This window comes from Catenibacterium mitsuokai (assembly GCF_025148785.1).
Taxonomy (GTDB): domain Bacteria; phylum Bacillota_I; class Bacilli_A; order Erysipelotrichales; family Coprobacillaceae; genus Catenibacterium; species Catenibacterium mitsuoka.
In genome coordinates this window covers 2,542,073-2,558,046 of sequence record NZ_CP102271.1, presented here as the reverse complement: position 1 = coordinate 2,558,046, position 15,974 = coordinate 2,542,073, and the positions used below count along the sequence as shown (strand labels likewise).

The window sequence follows — 15,974 nt, the reverse complement described above, 5'->3', positions numbered from 1 at the left end:
TTCCTCTTTTTGACTTTGTTGGACGAGCGTCGTACTTTTCCTTACAAATAATTAAAATTTGTGTATTTATCGTGATATTTTGTAATTTTATTAGGCAAAAAACTAGATTATTTCTTAAAATTCGTTTAATATAGGTTCGATATAATACACAAAAAGAGAGAAGGATGTGGAAATATGAAATATTATTTAGGAATTGATGTAGGATCTACGACTGTAAAACTCTATTTGACAGATGAGAATGATAAATGCTTATTTTCTAAGTACACAAGACATTTCTCAGATGTTAGAAAAACAATCTATGAGTTATTAATTGAAGTAAAGAACCAGATGGGTGATATTGATTTATATCCTGTTATGACTGGTTCAGGAGGTTTATCTCTTGCAGATAAGCTTGGTATTTCTTTTATACAGGAAGTTATTGCGTGTACAAAGACAGTAGAAACATATATTCCACAAACTGATGTTGTTATAGAGCTTGGTGGAGAAGATGCCAAGATCACTTATTTTGAAGGACAGCTTGAACAGCGTATGAACGGTACTTGTGCAGGAGGTACTGGGGCATTTATTGACCAGATGGCTACTTTATTAAAGACTGATGCTGCTGGTTTAAATGAATATGCGAAAAACTATAAGACAATCTATCCTATCGCATCACGTTGTGGTGTCTTTGCGAAAACAGATATTCAGCCTTTAATTAATGAAGGTGTATCTAAAGAAGATATTGCGGTATCTATTTTCCAGGCAGTCGTCAATCAGACTATTTCTGGTCTTGCCTGTGGTAAGCCTATTAGAGGGAATGTTGCATTCTTAGGTGGTCCACTTTATTTCATGGATCAGTTAAGAGAACGTTTTATTGAAACATTAGGTTTAACTGAAGATGAAATCATCTTCCCACAGAACTCACAGCTATTTGTTGCTATGGGTGCATGTTTAAATGCGAAAGAAAAGGTAGAAAGCCCATTAAACATCTCTAAGATTATTGAAGACTTAGAAGGTCTTTCAGACTCCCCTACAGAACTTACAAATGTCTTAGAACCATTATTCAATGATGAAGCAGAATTAAAAGAATTCAGAGAAAGACACTTTACCCATATCACTAAGAAAAGAACACTTAAGAAATATAAAGGTAAAGTATTCTTAGGGATCGATGTTGGTTCTACAACATCTAAGATCATCATGACTGATGAACAGGGTGCTATTTTATATTCTTTCTATAGTTCTAATGAAGGAAATCCATTACAGTTGATCATGAGTCTGATGAAGGAAATTTATCAGATGCTTCCAGAAGGATGTTATATTGCGAAAGCCGGTGTTACTGGTTATGGTGAAGCCCTTATTAAAGCTGCTTTAAAGGTAGATATTGGTGAAGTAGAAACAATTGCCCATTATACTGCCGCAAAAGCCTATGAACCTGATGTAGACTTCATTCTTGATATTGGTGGTCAGGATATGAAGGCTATTACTATTAGAGATAATGTCATTCAGAATATTTCATTAAATGAAGCATGTTCTGCGGGATGTGGTTCATTCTTAGAGACATTCGCAAAATCATTAGGTTATAAGATTGAAGAATTCGCAGAACTTGCATTAAAGTCTAAACACCCTATTGATTTAGGTTCTAGATGTACAGTATTCATGAACTCAAAGGTAAAACAGGCACAAAAAGAAGGTGCTTCAGTAGAAGATATTAGTGCTGGTTTATCTTATTCAGTTATCAAGAATGCGTTATATAAAGTTATTAAATTAAGAAGTAAAGAAGATATTGGTAAGCATGTTGTTGTACAGGGAGGTACTTTCTATAACGAAGCTGTACTACGTGCATTTGAAAAAGAAACTGGTATTGAAGTAGTAAGACCTGATATCGCAGGATTAATGGGTGCTTATGGTATGGCCCGTATTGCGATTGAAAATGATGACAATGAACCTTCTACTATTCTTTCATTAGAAGAAATAGAAGCACTTGACTATGATACAAAGATTAGAAACTGTGGTAAGTGTACAAATAACTGTATGTTAACTATTACATCATTCAATGATGGTAGAGAATATATTTCAGGTAATAGATGTGAAAGAGGGGCTAACCTTCCAATGACATCTAAGAAGTTACCTAACCTCTATGATTATAAATATGGTCGTATCTTTGGGTATAAATCACTTTCTAAAGATGATGCAAAAAGAGGAGAAGTGGGTATTCCTAGAGTACTTAATATGTATGAGAACTATCCATTCTGGCATACATTCTTTACTCAGTTAGGCTTTAGAGTTGTCTTATCTGCAAGATCTTCTAAGAAAATCTATGAAAAGGGTATTGAATCTATTCCATCAGAAAATGCCTGCTATCCAGCAAAGATTTCTCATGGACATATTGAAAACCTGATTGAAAGAGGTATTCCTTTTATCTTCTATCCATCAGTAGCTTATGAAAGAAAAGAATATGAAGATGCAGGTAATAACTATAACTGTCCAGTTGTTGCTTCTTATCCAGAAGTTATTAGAAACAATGTAGACAGCTTAGAAGAACACAACGTGAAATATAAGAACCCATTCTTATCTTTAAATAACCCTAAAACATTATTTAAGGTAATGAAGGAATCTTTAGCTGAATATGATATTTCAGATAAGGAAATGCATAATGCGATTGATAAGGCTTATCAGGAATTAGCACGTGCAAGAAAAGATATTGAAGTTAAGGGTCAGGAAGCATTGGAATGGATGCATAAAAACCATAAGAAGGGTATTGTCCTTGCAGGACGTCCTTATCATGTAGATCCAGAAATCAACCATGGTATTGCAAGTTTAATTACAAGTGAAGGTTTCTGTGTATTAACAGAAGATTCTGTATGTAATTTAAATAAAGAAAACTTAGATTTACGTGTAGTAGACCAGTGGACATATCATTCTAGACTTTATCGTGCTGCTGAATTCGTAACAACTCAGCCAGATCTTGAACTCATTCAGTTAACATCATTTGGATGTGGATTAGATGCAGTTACAAGTGACCAGGTGGCTGAATTATTACAGGCAAGAGGTAAGATTTATACACTTATTAAGATTGATGAAGCTTCTAACTTAGGACCAATCAGAATCCGTATTAGATCACTAAAAGCAACAGTAAAGAAGAAAGACAATACTGTACACTTAGAAAATAAATATGAATCTGAAAAGGTATCATTCACACAAGAAATGAAGGATGATAGATGGACTATTCTATGTCCTCAGATGTCTCCTATTCATTTCCAGTTTGTAGAAACTGCAATGAATTCAGAAGGCTATAACTTTGTGGTATTACCTTCAGTAGATAAAGAAGCGGTAGACCAGGGATTAAAGTATGTCAATAATGATGCATGTTACCCAAGTATCTTAGTAGCAGGTCAGATGATGAATGCCTTGAATTCAGGTAAGTATGATCCTCATAAGGTGGCATTGATCATCTCACAGACAGGTGGAGGATGTCGTGCAACAAATTATATTGCGTTTATTAGAAAAGCATTAAAGGATGCACATATGGATTATGTACCTGTTATTTCAGCAAACTTACAGGGATTAGAATCTAACCCAGGCTTTAAGATCACTTATAAGGTGGCTAAGAAGGTTATTATTGGGGCTATGTATGGTGACTTATTCATGAGAGTTTTATATCGTGTAAGACCTTATGAAAAGGTGAAAGGTTCAGCAAATGAATTATATGAATCATGGGTAGAAAAATGTAAGGAAAACGTTGAAAATGGTTCTATGAAGGAATTCAAGAAGAACGTTTATCAGATTGTAAAGGAATTTGATGAATTACCACTTCTAGATATTAAGAAACCTAGAGTAGGTCTTGTAGGAGAAATCCTTGTAAAATTCCACCCTACTGCCAATAATGAGATTGTAAAGACTATTGAAGAAGAAGGCGCAGAAGCAGTTATGCCAGATCTCATTGACTTCTTCCAGTATTGTTTCTACAATACTCAGTATGAACATGAACATTATGATGCAAGCTGGAAATCAGCTAAGTTATGTAATGTAGCAATTAAACTCGTAGACTTCTTAAGAAAAGATATGATTAAGGCATTAGAAGCATCAAATCGTTTTGATGCACCACATCCTATTGATCAAATTGCGAAGAAAGCAAGTGAAGTTGTTTCTATTGGTAACCAGACAGGTGAAGGATGGTTCTTAACGGGTGAAATGATTGAACTCATTGATGAAGGTGCACCAAATATTGTATGTATGCAGCCATTTGCCTGCTTACCTAACCATGTAACAGGTAAGGGTGTCATTAAGGCATTAAGAAGAAAATATCCACAGTCTAACATCGTTGCGATTGATTACGATCCAGGGGCTAGTGAAACAAACCAGCTTAATCGTATTAAATTGATGTTATCAACAGCATTTAAGAACATGGAATCATCTAAATAGTGGAGGAAGATATGGAAGATGGACATTCCACCCCGCCCTCGCGAGGTAGGGCTATTCTAGGCTTTATAAGATCAAAACTGAATTATAATAAGATTTCTGTATTAAAGAAATTAGCCTGTAAGAATAACCCTGTAATATATAGACGTGTATTACAAGAATTAGGCGACTACAAGTATAAAAAGAAACCTGTGAAGGGTATAACCCTTTCACAGGCTGATTATGATACATGCTGCCTTATACTCACTGTAATGGTTGAGAAAGATTTCGATTATTATTATGATCAGGGAGATGTCAAACGTACAATAGAACGTATGATTGACTTACTGAGTTAGGAGACTATTGTGAGAAAGATTAAAGAAGTTGTTGTAGTAGAAGGTAAAACAGATACAGCAACACTTAAACAGTTATTTGATGTAGATACAATTGAAACATCTGGGTCAGGAATCAACGAAGATATTCTGTCTCTCATTAAAACTGCTGCCAAGACACGTGGTGTCATTGTCTTAACAGACCCTGATTATCCTGGTACACAGATTAGAAATAAAGTTATTCAGGCTGTTCCTAATGCGAAGCATGCCTTTGTCGCAAAAAAGGATGCTAAGGGTGTGAAGAAACTTGGCATTGCGGAAGCAAGACATGATGCAATTATCGAAGCACTAGAGAATGCAGTCACATTTAGTGATGCTAAAGAATCTATTTCATGGGATGAATTTATTGATCTAGATGTATTAGGAAATAAGAAGAGAAGACTACAGGTCTATGATGCCTTTCATTTAGGTTATGGTAATGCGAAAGCATTATTTAAGAGACTGAATATGATGGGTATTACAAAAGAAGAAGTACTTAAAGCATTAAAGAGTCAGTAGACATAGTATCTACTGACTCTTTCTTTTACTGATCTGTTATTGTATATTTTATTTCTCCTACACCTGAATATTTTGAATTTCTGTAGACATCATACCAAAGAAGACCAAACCATAGCGCAAGTAATGTACAAAGGACACAAAGAAAAATAATGAACTTCTGGAACACTTCTTTTAGTCTCATTCTTTGAATCAAATAGTTCTCATCACTATTCTGGATATATTCAACGACTATATCCTTTGGTTCACCAAAATGTTCTACAATATCTTCATAGGAACAATCAGGATGATCATCCATGAATTCTTTTAAATGTTTCTTCAAATCAAGAAGATAGAATTTCTCTTTATCTGTATGCATGGGCATAATAGTCCAAATATTGTGAATATATTGTTCTGTATTATTCATAAGATTCTCCTAAAGATTCCTTAATCACATTATGGATTCCATCCACGGCTTGATTAAATTCATTAATCATTTCTAATAACTTTTCTTTACCCTCTTCTTCTATATGATAATAGACTCTTATTTTGCGTTCTATTACCTTCTCGTAACTAGAAATATAGTGTGCATCCTGTAATTTATAGAGAATAGGATACATAGTGCCTTCTTTAATGTCTATGAGTTCATGAGAGTAAGTTTTAATCTGTTTTGTTATTTCATACCCATAACAATCCTGCTTCGCAATAATACATAGAAGAAGCATATCCAGTTTGAAAAATTGATTCTTTTTGGCCATATTAATCGATCCTCAACATTCATATACCTATATTATACTTTGTGTTTTAAAACTAGCAATACATAGATATACTATGTACAAAGTGCAAAATTCATGATATTATATGTATGTGGAAACGTTTTCAACAAAAAAATAAATAATAGGAGTCATTATTATGAAACGCAGATTAAAATTCGCATTAGTATCAATTCTCTCTTTAATTATGGTTTTATTTAATTTTGTTCCTGTATCAGCAATCGAAGAAAATATTGTAATTCCAGTTAAAATTAGTGATACGGAAACATGGTTTTTTAAATCAGTAGAAGATTATAATAAGTACAAGCAACAAATAGAGTTAGGCGCAGATAATATTAACGTATGTGGAGAGTATTCAACTACCAAAGAGATATCTAGAAAGAATGTTTCTCATAAATTTATAGGCTATCATAGCAAAACTAAAAAATGGAGTAAAACTTCATATTATAAATTAACGCCATCAACAAAATGTACTGTTTCACTTTCTTCAACTTATGAAGGTATTTTGTTTAAATTTCTTTTAAATCATGTAACAACTGTTGAGACGAGACTAAATGCCGATAGTAGCAGATATAGCAAACTTGCACTTTCAGGAGATTATATAGTGAAGCATATGAGAACATTCTATTATGATTCAAATGGATTATATGATACTTATGATTATGTTTCGAGCAAAAACACTAACAAGTATTTAGATGTAAAATACAAATAATAATTTGAATACCCATAATTTGCTAAAATACTTTTTCAAGATATATCATGCGAACTTGTATGCTATTTACAAAGACTATTGTTAAAGAGTTCTTATAATATGCTTATTTTATGGGTATTCAAAATGAAAAATGTTTTAATTTTATTAGGAAATGAGGAATTATTTATGCTCAGTACTAAAGAGAAGAAGTTTATTATTTGTTTTGTGATTTATGTCGCATTATTTATTGCATCGGCTTTTTACCCTGATGGAGTTAGTCTTTATTTCGGTTTAGGCAGTATTCATATTGTGATTTCTTCACTACCTACAATATTCTGTTCTAATTTAGTTTTACCATTTATCGGAAACACATTATTACTCATCTATTTCTTTAAAGATGAAATCAAAAACTTCTTCACGATATAATAAAAAGGCTGTTCACCACAGCCTTATTTTAATAGTATGTGCTTTTCATCCAATGCTTCTTTAATACGCTCTAATGTCTCTTCATCAGGTACTGTAATTGTATGCAAGTGAACACCATCCGTTAATAGAGAAAGAGGTGCAATATCATTATCTTTAACTGCAGACATGAACTTCGATACATCATAACGTGAATATATATGTAGATTCCCTTTGATTTCTCCATAAAGAGGATGTTCTACTATCACATCTTCAACCTTACCACCTAAATCTACAATAGTATTTAATTCTTCTTCTAATTGATCATTATTATGCTTTACTGCAATCGTATAATGATTACTCCTATTAGTATCTAATATATATCCTCTAGGTGTTGCAGTAATATCTTCTCCCGATGCTCTAAGTAAAGCCACATCTCCTACAATAATCTGCCTAGAAACACCTAATTCTTTCGCAATTTTACTTGCTGAAACAGGTTTATCACTACTACTTATTATTTCCATTATTCTTGTTTTTCTATCCATATACATCACCTTTTCGACCATTATAGAAGAATTTTTCAGGGAACTCAATGGTCTTTTCTTTACATATCCTATATAATAAATGATATGGAAAATATCGCAAAAAAATCAAATACAGAATTTATATTAAATACATTTAACTTAAAGCCTTCTAAGAAATATGGACAGAACTTCTTAGTAGATCCAGGTATTATTCAAAGTATCGCAGATCATGCTTCGCTGGATAAGGAGACAGCAGTTATTGAAATAGGACCTGGTATAGGCGCTCTTACAGAACAGCTCTCTAATAAAGCTGGTAAAGTATTATGCTTTGAAATAGATGAACGTTTAAAAGAAGTATTATCATTCTCTTTAGAAGGACATGATAATGTAGAAATCATCTTCCAGGACTTTATGAAAGCTGATTTAGAAGAAGCTTGTAAGAAGTTAAAGAACTATAAGGATATCTGTGTTGTCACAAATCTTCCTTATTATATTACGTCTAAAATCATCACAAAGATTGTATCTTCTTCTACACCTATTAATCGTTTAGTCGCTATGGTACAAAAGGAAGTCGCACTAAAGCTCTGTTCTGAAGAAAAGAGTCCTTTAAAGATGATGATTGATTATGTAGGAGATGTTCAATATGAATTGAATGTGCCTAGACATGTATTCATGCCAGCACCTCATGTAGATAGTGCTGTTATTTCTATTCATAAAGAACGTGTTATATCACAGGAATTGATTGATCTGATTGAAGCAAGTTATACTGCAAAAAGAAAAACACTCTATAATAACTTAAAGTCTTTATATCATGATCAAACAAAAGAATTATTAGAATCATGTGGTATTCCTGCCAATAAACGTGCTGAGGAATTAAACATTGATGACTATATAAGAATACTAGAAAGGAGTCATACTCTATGAAGATTCGTGCTTATGCGAAAATAAACCTTGCATTAGATGTAGTAAGTGAAAGAGAAGATGGATATCATGAATTAGATATGATTATGGCCCCTATTGTTCTTCATGATTTGATTCTTATTGATCCTATTGAAAAAGGTATAGAAATTACTACAAACACATACCGTGTACCTACTGATGAACGTAACATCATGTATAAGGTGGCCGATGCATTAATCAAGAAGTTTGATATCCAAAGTGGTGTAAGAATCCACTGTTATAAGCATATTCCATCTCAAGCTGGAATGGGTGGAGGAAGTGCTGATGGTGCAGCTATCTTTCGCGCAATGAACAGTTTATTCCATTTACGTATGTCTTATCAGGATATGTGTGAAATGGGTAAAGAGATTGGTGCAGATATTCCATTTTGTGTATGGAATCGTATTGCGGTTGTAGGTGGTATTGGTGAAAATCTACATTTTATTGATCGTTCATGTTTTAATTGTCATTTATTGATTGTAAAACCTAAGAAAGGTGTTTCTACAAAGAAATGTTTTGATGATCTAGATATTGAAACAGCTGTTCATCCAGATATTGATTTAATGAAGCATGCAATTGAAAAGAATGATTATCAGGGTGTTGTAGATTGTTTAGGTAATACTTTAGAAGCTCCTTCTATTAAGATGGTACAGGATATCCAGTCTATTAAGGATGATATGATGAACTTTGGTTTTGATGGTGCTCTTATGTCAGGTAGTGGTTCATCTGTTTTTGGTATGACTCAAGATCCTGAATTAATTGATAAAGTGCTTCCATATTTTAAAAAGAAATATAGTTTTGCAGTAAAAACACAGATTTACTATCCAGAGAAAAGGAAAAAGGGATAACTTATGCCTTTTCTCTTTTATTTTGAATTGAATTTTGCTAGAATGTAGGGGAAAAAAAGGAGATATGTCGATGAAAGTTTATGCAGTTGTCTTAGCTGCGGGTAAAGGTACCCGTATGAAGTCAGATGCACCTAAGGTTGTTCATGAAGTTTTATATAAACCAATGATCAATCATGTGGTGGATGAATTAAAGAAGTTAGATATCGCAGAAACAGTCGTTGTTGTTGGACATGGGGCTGACCAGGTCAAGGCTTTGTTAGATAACGACGTCACTACTGTCTTACAGGAAGAGCAGAAAGGCTCTGGACATGCTGTCATGATGGCAGAAAGTGTTCTAGGGGATAAAGAAGGAATCACTCTTGTATTAAATGGTGATGCACCTTTAATTACTGCGGAGACATTACAGGGACTTATTGATTATCATATGAATGGTAAGAATAGTGGTACTGTAATGACATGTGATTGTGACTTGTCACTTCCATTTGGTCGTATTATTAAGGAAGATGGCCAGGTAACAGGAATTGTAGAATTCAAAGACTTACAGGAATCTCAGATGGATATCACTGAGATGAACGTAGGTGAATATTGTTTTGATAACAAATCAATGTTTGAAGCTTTAAAGAAAGTAACAAACAACAATGCTCAGGGTGAGTATTATATTACAGATTTAATTGGAATCATGAATGAAGAAGGCAAGAAGGTTGATGGCTATAAGATTCAGGATTTCAGTGAAGTAGGTGGCATTAATGACCGTGTTCAGCTTGCTGAAGCAACTAAGTTACTTCAGAAGAGAGTAAATAAGAACTGGTTATTAAATGGCGTAACTATTGTAGATACTGATAACACATATATTGGTACTGATGTTGTGATTGGTAAAGATACAATTATTGAACCAGGTTGTATTATCAAGGGACATACTACTATAGGGGCACACTGTCATATTGGTCCTTATTGTGAATTTACAGATGTAGATATTAAGGATAATGTGGAAATCAAGTTCTCAGTATTAAGCGATTCTGTTGTAGAAAGCGGTACTGATATTGGTCCTTATGCAAGACTAAGAACTAATTGTCATATTAGAGAGAATGTACACATTGGTAACTTTGTGGAAATGAAGAAAGCTGATTTTGGTAAGGGAAGCAAGTCTGCTCATCTTACTTATATCGGTGATGCTAAAGTAGGCGATGGCGTTAATATTGGTTGTGGTACTATCACAAGCAATTATGACGGTAAGAATAAGTCAATGACTGTTATTGGAAACAATGCATTTATTGGATGTAATTCAAATCTCGTTGCACCAGTGACTGTTGGTGAAGGCGCATTTGTTGCAGCTGGATCTACTGTAACAGAAACTGTAGAAGATGGCGCAATGTCTATCGCACGTGCTAGACAGGTGAACAAACCTGGTTATGCAAAAGTTTTAGAAGAAAAACGTATGAAGATTTATAACGAAAGAAACAAGAAATAAAAAAAGGGGACACATATGAAAAACAAAATTACAGTATTTTCTTTATCTTCAAGCAAGAAATTAGCTCAGGATATCGCAAGCATTTTAGGTACTAAGGTTGGAGACTGCAAAGTTCATCACTTCGCAGATGGTGAAATCTTATGTGAAATCGGTGAATCTGTTCGTGGTAAGGACGTATTCATTGTTCAGTCTACTTCTAATCCAGTAACTGAAAACTTAATGGAAATCTTAGTATTAACTGATGCTTTAAAACGTGCTTCTGCTCGTGAAATTACTGCAGTTATTCCATATTTCGGATATGCTAGACAGGATCGTAAAGCTAAACCTAGACAGCCAATCACTTCTAAGTTAGTTGCAGACTTATTAACTACAGCTGGTGTTAACCGTGTTGTAACTGTTGACTTACATGCAGCTCAGATCCAGGGATTCTTTGATATTCCAGTAGATGAAATGCAGGCTTTACCACTATTAATCAAATACTTCCGTAAAAAGAAGGTTCAGGATTTATGTGTTGTATCTCCTGACCATGGAGGAGCTACTAGAGCTCGTAAGATGTCTGAAGCATTTGACTGTCCTATCGCTATCATCGATAAGAGAAGACCTAAACCAAACGTTGCTGAAGTTATGGGTATCATCGGTAATGTTGAAGGTAAGAACTGTATCTTAATTGACGATATGATCGATACAGCTGGTACTATTACAGCTGGTGTTGATATGTTAAAACAGAAAGGTGCTAAGGATGTATATATTGCATGTACTCATGGTGTACTTTCTGGACCTGCTGTTGAAAGATTATCTACTTGTGCGGCAAAAGAAGTTGTTATTACTAACACTATCGAAATTCCACAGGATAAGAAATTTGATAAACTTGTTTCTGTATCTGTTGCAGGATTACTTGCACATACAATTGAAAACATCGAAAACGATTTACCAGTTAGTGACGTATTCACTCAGTATGATTGTTAATGTAGAGGACTCATCACGAGTCCTTTTTTAGACCAAATATAAGATTGTATATATGAAGTGAAATAAGGAAACTGCTCCTGTGGTTTCTATGCAGTAACGACTTGACTATGAATTGGTTAAGTGTTAGACTTCAAATGAACTCAGAAATCAAAATGCATCAAACGAAAAGGTAAGGATCCACCAATCCTTACCTTTTCTAACTTTTATAGTGGTTTAACACTAGGCTAGTTATCGTTTAAAAAATTCGTCTAACCATTTGCAAATATAATATGTAAGAACACCTGCCATGACGGTTATGATAAACTCAAAAAAATGTATCACCCCCCTTTCAAGGAGGACGATATCAAACTAGATCTGAAACAAGTAGTGAATTGGAAAAAGTGCATTAAAAACATAGTACGTAAAAATATCCTCCTGGTTACTGCCTAGAGGATATTTTCATTTCTACTTAAGTGCTTTTTTATTTAGTGTCCTTAACACGGGGTCCACATTAATATACTCTTTTTCTTAATACTCTATAGAGGATGATTGAAAGGATAGGAATCATTAAATATATACCAACAAGGATAGCCATATTAAAGAGTATAATCCAGACTCTCTCTTCCATATATAAGCTTATTGATGTGACAACAGTGCTATAGTGCAGTACAGATATTGCGATTACTTCTACAACTATGAGAAGGTAGAAAAACTTTGGCATTTTAGCTTTAACTAATAAGAATGTAAGTAACAGCGATACAACTAATAATGGCAGGATTTTGATTAATAAACTGCTATACAAAGCTAGAAGAAAATTCATCATATTACTCACCTCGATTGTATTAAACCATTTTTATAGTATGTCACATCTTTAAATTTAGAGTATTCCATCCTCTTCTACTACTTAAATAATATATTATTATTATTAAATAGTCTACATTTCTTGCATAAGAGACATATTTTCTTGCGTAAAAGACATGCGCTCTTTACAACTCATAGAAAAGTCTATTAATTCCTCACTTTTTCTAGAAAGCGTATACATAATTATTCATAACATGATAAAATATATTAAGTAATAGGTATGAATTATCTATGTTTCCGAAGATGAGGTGAATAAATGTGATAGAAGTAATAGAAAAAATTGGAAATATTGAAAATTTATCATTAAAAAACGATGAGATGGAAGTTGTTGTCTCAACATTTGGCTGTACTATTATTAAGATGATTATTGAAGATAAGAATGGAGTAAAAGGTGATGTTGTATTAGGTTATGATGACTTTAATCAATATCAGACTCTAGATGGTTATCTAGGTGCATTAGTAGGTAGAGTTGCGAATAGAATAGGAAAAGGAACATTTGAATTAAATGGTGAAACATATCATTTACCTATTAATAATGGTCCTAATAGCTTACATGGTGGTATTAGAGGATTTAGTTATCAGATTTTTGATTATGAAATCTTAGATGACTATACTATTAAGTTTACTTATCATGCAAAGGATGGAGAAGAAGGTTATCCAGGTAATATGGATTTTAGTGCTACTTATCATTTAGAGGGTACTACATTAACTATTTCTTATCATGCTACGAGTGATAAGGATACTTTAATTAATATTACTAACCATTCATATTTCAACTTATCAGGACATAAACATAATATCTATAATCACACTTTAAAGATTGATGCTGATTATTATGAACATGTAGATGCAGATGGTCTTGCTACAGGTGAAAAGGAAGCTGTAGAAGGTACTCCATTTGACTTTAGAATACCTGCAAAGATTGGTGAACGTGTAGAAGTGGATCATCCACAATTAAAGCTTGGTAATGGTTTTGACCATCATTTCTTCTTTACTACAGATAAGAACCAGGTTGTATTAGAAGATGAAGAAAGCGGTAGAAGATTAACAGTATCTACTACTTTACCAGGAGCACAGATCTATACCGCAAACTATCTAGATGGTCGTATTGGTAAGAATGGTGAACCTTATAATGCGAGAGATGCAGTATGTATTGAAACACAGAACTTACCAGACGCTATTCATATTGAAAAGAATCCAAGCACTATTTTAAGAAAGGGAGAAACATTTGATGCACAGACATCTTATTGTTTAGAGGTAATTAAATAATGAAACTTGCAACACAGATTATTAAAGATATTAGAAATGGTCAGGCAGATGCTTTATTAACTGATATTTATGTAGATGAGTCTTTATTAGATACTCAGAAAGAAAGATATATTGCAGCTATTGAAAAGTTCATCTCACTTTATGGTGATAAGGAAGTAGAAGTATTCTCAGCACCAGGTAGAAGTGAAGTATCTGGTAACCATACAGACCACCAGCATGGTGAAGTATTAGCTGCTGCAATTAACTTAGATATTATTGCGATTACAGCACCTAGAGATGGTGAAATTAAGGTATTATCTGATGATTATGACTTAAAGGCTGTAGCTGTAGATGACTTAGAAAAGAAAGCTGAAGAAGAAGGTACTTCTGAAGGATTAATTAGAGGTACTCTTGCACGCTTTAAGGAATTAGGTCTTCATATTGGTGGTTTTGAAGCTTATATGACAAGTGAAGTATTACAGGGTTCTGGTCTTTCTTCATCAGCAGCATTTGAAGTCATGATTGGTACTGTATTATCAGGTTTATATAATGATATGACAGTAAGTCCAGTATTGATTGCGCAGATTGGTCAGTATACAGAAAACGTCTATTTTGGTAAACCATGTGGATTAATGGACCAGTGTGCAAGTTCAGTAGGTGCTCTTATTCATATTGACTTTAAAGACAATGATCATCCTGTTGTAGAAAAAGTAGATGTTGATTTCTCTTCATTCCATCATAGTTTATGTATTGTAGATGTTCATGCATCTCATGCAGACTTAACTGATGATTATGCAGCCATTCCTACAGAAATGAAGGAAGTAGCACACTTCTTTGGAAAAGAATTCTTAAGAGAAGTATCAGAAGAAGAATTTAAAGCACATATTCCTGAATTACGTGAAAAGATGAGTGACCGCTGTGTCATCCGTGCATTACATTTCTTTAAGGAAGATGCAAGAGTAGAAAAAGCAGTATCAGCCTTAAAGAACAATGACTTTGATACATTCAAGTCAGTCATCAAATCATCAGGAGACAGTTCTTATAAATACCTACAGAATATCTATTCTAACCATGATGAAACAAACCAGGCTGTTTCTATTGCCTTAGGCTTATCTGAAGATATCCTAGGTGATAAAGGTGTATGTAGAGTACATGGTGGTGGATTTGCAGGTACGATCCAGGCCTTTGTAGAAGATGATTATGTAGAAACATATAAGACTGAAATTGAAAAGTATTTTGGGGAAGGGTCTTGTCATATTCTTAAAGTAAGAAAGTATGGCGGTAAGAAAGTAGAATTATAAGCATTAAAAAATCTCTTTGATATGAGAATCAAAGAGGTTTTCTTTACTATAGAATTGATTTTCTCCAAGTGATATTCTGCTTATCAAAAAATGCATGTAATCTCTCAATGTCTTCAATGTTGGCATTTTTCTTTTCAAAATAGATTCTAAAACCTGCTTTACTTGTAAATAATACAACATCTTTAGTTTCTATTATGTTTTTTATATTCGTATATTTTATGGAAGCTTTATTTTCTACTGAGTCTACCACTGTAGTTAGTTTATCTTCATAAAAGACCAAGTCATAGATATATTCATCTGTCTGGAGTGACTTATTGCGATTTTTTATGATTATTTTTGATAGCATTCTTGGTTGAGAACATACAAGTATTAAATTAATAACACTTATTACACTGTAAATAACATGTCCTGCAGATAGATTCATAAACAAAGTAATCCATGAAAGACAGAATGCAACTATTAGGAATAATGTAAAGAATGTGGGAAAGAAGTGAAAGATGACTTTTTTGAGAGTTGGATAATCCAATTTATTATTTTTGACAGTTAATATTTCCATTTTCGATACCTCGATATTCATAATATATTAATTCTAGCATAGATAAGTATCAATTACACCAAATATAGATGCTATATATTACTAATTATGATCAATATGAAGTGATTCAAATCAAAGGTGATAGAGTAGTAATTGGGGTAAACGGTAAAGTAACAGGAGCAATTTCATTGAATAG

16 protein-coding genes are annotated in these 15,974 nt (G+C 33.3%); 11 read left to right on the top strand and 5 right to left on the bottom strand.

Translation table 11 applies throughout. From position 1 onward, the window contains the following. Window positions 1-174 precede the first annotated feature (174 nt). Genes NQ499_RS13135 through rnmV form a run of 3 tightly spaced genes read left to right on the top strand, consistent with a single transcriptional unit; the run spans window position 175 to window position 5,267 of the window. Window positions 175-4,401, top strand: a complete 4,227-nt coding sequence (locus NQ499_RS13135; RefSeq protein ID WP_006504466.1) for a 2-hydroxyacyl-CoA dehydratase — start codon at window positions 175-177, stop codon at window positions 4,399-4,401. A gap of 11 nt (window positions 4,402-4,412) precedes the next feature. Further along, window positions 4,413-4,733 carry a hypothetical protein gene (locus NQ499_RS13130; protein ID WP_022424598.1) on the top strand — a complete coding sequence of 107 codons (321 nt, stop codon included), beginning with the start codon at window positions 4,413-4,415 and terminating at the stop codon, window positions 4,731-4,733. Between the two features lie 9 nt (window positions 4,734-4,742). Next, window positions 4,743-5,267 (top strand): ribonuclease M5, encoded by a 525-nt coding sequence (gene rnmV / locus NQ499_RS13125; RefSeq protein ID WP_006504468.1) that lies wholly within the window; start codon window positions 4,743-4,745, stop codon window positions 5,265-5,267. A gap of 25 nt (window positions 5,268-5,292) precedes the next feature. Here rnmV and NQ499_RS13120 read toward each other — a convergent pair whose 3' ends face one another. Together NQ499_RS13120 and NQ499_RS13115 are read right to left on the bottom strand one after the other, a co-directional pair. After that, the gene (locus NQ499_RS13120; RefSeq protein ID WP_006504469.1) at window positions 5,293-5,670 is read right to left on the bottom strand and encodes a DUF6120 family protein; all 378 of its coding nucleotides are present in this window, start codon (window positions 5,668-5,670) and stop codon (window positions 5,293-5,295) included. Next, a complete protein-coding gene (locus NQ499_RS13115) occupies window positions 5,663-6,001 on the bottom strand; it encodes a PadR family transcriptional regulator (protein WP_006504470.1) in 339 nt (112 codons plus the stop codon). Before NQ499_RS13115 ends, NQ499_RS13120 begins: the two co-directional genes overlap by 8 nt. Window positions 6,002-6,155: 154 nt before the next feature. Between NQ499_RS13115 and NQ499_RS13110 the strand changes: the two genes are divergently transcribed. Together NQ499_RS13110 and NQ499_RS13105 are read left to right on the top strand one after the other, a co-directional pair. Beyond that, window positions 6,156-6,728 carry a hypothetical protein gene (locus NQ499_RS13110; RefSeq protein WP_006504471.1) on the top strand — a complete coding sequence of 191 codons (573 nt, stop codon included), beginning with the start codon at window positions 6,156-6,158 and terminating at the stop codon, window positions 6,726-6,728. Between the two features lie 165 nt (window positions 6,729-6,893). Then, window positions 6,894-7,133 carry a hypothetical protein gene (locus NQ499_RS13105; protein ID WP_155812561.1) on the top strand — a complete coding sequence of 80 codons (240 nt, stop codon included), beginning with the start codon at window positions 6,894-6,896 and terminating at the stop codon, window positions 7,131-7,133. 23 nt (window positions 7,134-7,156) lie between these two features. On the opposite strand, the gene NQ499_RS13100 is transcribed toward NQ499_RS13105, so the two are convergent. Further along, window positions 7,157-7,654, bottom strand: a complete 498-nt coding sequence (locus NQ499_RS13100; protein ID WP_202898359.1) for a transcription repressor NadR — start codon at window positions 7,652-7,654, stop codon at window positions 7,157-7,159. An 84-nt stretch (window positions 7,655-7,738) separates the two neighbouring features. Here NQ499_RS13100 and rsmA point away from each other — a divergent pair, with 84 nt between their 5' ends. The 4 genes from rsmA to NQ499_RS13080 all read left to right on the top strand — a co-directional run bounded on the left by rsmA (window position 7,739) and on the right by NQ499_RS13080 (window position 11,854). Further along, entirely contained in the window at window positions 7,739-8,557 is an 819-nt protein-coding gene (gene rsmA, locus NQ499_RS13095; protein ID WP_006504474.1) for a 16S rRNA (adenine(1518)-N(6)/adenine(1519)-N(6))-dimethyltransferase RsmA, read from the top strand. Continuing rightward, on the top strand, window positions 8,554-9,420 hold the full coding sequence (gene ispE, locus NQ499_RS13090; RefSeq protein WP_006504475.1) for a 4-(cytidine 5'-diphospho)-2-C-methyl-D-erythritol kinase: 867 nt from the start codon (window positions 8,554-8,556) through the stop codon (window positions 9,418-9,420). Before rsmA ends, ispE begins: the two co-directional genes overlap by 4 nt. A gap of 70 nt (window positions 9,421-9,490) precedes the next feature. Continuing rightward, window positions 9,491-10,888 carry a bifunctional UDP-N-acetylglucosamine diphosphorylase/glucosamine-1-phosphate N-acetyltransferase GlmU gene (gene glmU / locus NQ499_RS13085; protein ID WP_006504476.1) on the top strand — a complete coding sequence of 466 codons (1,398 nt, stop codon included), beginning with the start codon at window positions 9,491-9,493 and terminating at the stop codon, window positions 10,886-10,888. Window positions 10,889-10,903: 15 nt separating this feature from the next. Then, window positions 10,904-11,854 carry a ribose-phosphate diphosphokinase gene (locus NQ499_RS13080; protein WP_006504477.1) on the top strand — a complete coding sequence of 317 codons (951 nt, stop codon included), beginning with the start codon at window positions 10,904-10,906 and terminating at the stop codon, window positions 11,852-11,854. A 490-nt stretch (window positions 11,855-12,344) separates the two neighbouring features. Here the strand turns inward: NQ499_RS13080 and NQ499_RS13075 are convergent, their stop codons facing one another. Next, window positions 12,345-12,656 carry a hypothetical protein gene (locus NQ499_RS13075; protein WP_006504478.1) on the bottom strand — a complete coding sequence of 104 codons (312 nt, stop codon included), beginning with the start codon at window positions 12,654-12,656 and terminating at the stop codon, window positions 12,345-12,347. 296 nt (window positions 12,657-12,952) lie between these two features. Between NQ499_RS13075 and NQ499_RS13070 the strand changes: the two genes are divergently transcribed. Together NQ499_RS13070 and NQ499_RS13065 are read left to right on the top strand one after the other, a co-directional pair. Continuing rightward, window positions 12,953-13,963 (top strand): aldose epimerase family protein, encoded by a 1,011-nt coding sequence (locus tag NQ499_RS13070; RefSeq protein ID WP_006504479.1) that lies wholly within the window; start codon window positions 12,953-12,955, stop codon window positions 13,961-13,963. Continuing rightward, window positions 13,963-15,243, top strand: a complete 1,281-nt coding sequence (locus NQ499_RS13065) for a galactokinase (RefSeq protein WP_259848547.1) — start codon at window positions 13,963-13,965, stop codon at window positions 15,241-15,243. Before NQ499_RS13070 ends, NQ499_RS13065 begins: the two co-directional genes overlap by 1 nt. A gap of 46 nt (window positions 15,244-15,289) precedes the next feature. Here NQ499_RS13065 and NQ499_RS13060 read toward each other — a convergent pair whose 3' ends face one another. Continuing rightward, entirely contained in the window at window positions 15,290-15,799 is a 510-nt protein-coding gene (locus NQ499_RS13060; RefSeq protein ID WP_040389665.1) for a hypothetical protein, read from the bottom strand. Window positions 15,800-15,974 lie beyond the last annotated feature (175 nt).

Excerpts from the sequence above, each read along its gene's own strand:
- NQ499_RS13135 (WP_006504466.1), top strand. The coding sequence starts at position 175 with ATGAAATATTATTTAGGAATTGATGTAGGATCTACGACTGTAAAACTC.
- NQ499_RS13130 (WP_022424598.1), top strand. The coding sequence starts at position 4,413 with ATGGAAGATGGACATTCCACCCCGCCCTCGCGAGGTAGGGCTATTCTA.
- NQ499_RS13120 (WP_006504469.1), bottom strand. The coding sequence starts at position 5,670 with ATGAATAATACAGAACAATATATTCACAATATTTGGACTATTATGCCC.
- NQ499_RS13115 (WP_006504470.1), bottom strand. The coding sequence starts at position 6,001 with ATGGCCAAAAAGAATCAATTTTTCAAACTGGATATGCTTCTTCTATGT.
- NQ499_RS13110 (WP_006504471.1), top strand. The coding sequence starts at position 6,156 with ATGAAACGCAGATTAAAATTCGCATTAGTATCAATTCTCTCTTTAATT.
- NQ499_RS13105 (WP_155812561.1), top strand. The coding sequence starts at position 6,894 with ATGCTCAGTACTAAAGAGAAGAAGTTTATTATTTGTTTTGTGATTTAT.
- NQ499_RS13100 (WP_202898359.1), bottom strand. The coding sequence starts at position 7,654 with ATGGATAGAAAAACAAGAATAATGGAAATAATAAGTAGTAGTGATAAA.
- rsmA (WP_006504474.1), top strand. The coding sequence starts at position 7,739 with ATGGAAAATATCGCAAAAAAATCAAATACAGAATTTATATTAAATACA.
- ispE (WP_006504475.1), top strand. The coding sequence starts at position 8,554 with ATGAAGATTCGTGCTTATGCGAAAATAAACCTTGCATTAGATGTAGTA.
- glmU (WP_006504476.1), top strand. The coding sequence starts at position 9,491 with ATGAAAGTTTATGCAGTTGTCTTAGCTGCGGGTAAAGGTACCCGTATG.
- NQ499_RS13080 (WP_006504477.1), top strand. The coding sequence starts at position 10,904 with ATGAAAAACAAAATTACAGTATTTTCTTTATCTTCAAGCAAGAAATTA.
- NQ499_RS13075 (WP_006504478.1), bottom strand. The coding sequence starts at position 12,656 with ATGATGAATTTTCTTCTAGCTTTGTATAGCAGTTTATTAATCAAAATC.
- NQ499_RS13065 (WP_259848547.1), top strand. The coding sequence starts at position 13,963 with ATGAAACTTGCAACACAGATTATTAAAGATATTAGAAATGGTCAGGCA.
- NQ499_RS13060 (WP_040389665.1), bottom strand. The coding sequence starts at position 15,799 with ATGGAAATATTAACTGTCAAAAATAATAAATTGGATTATCCAACTCTC.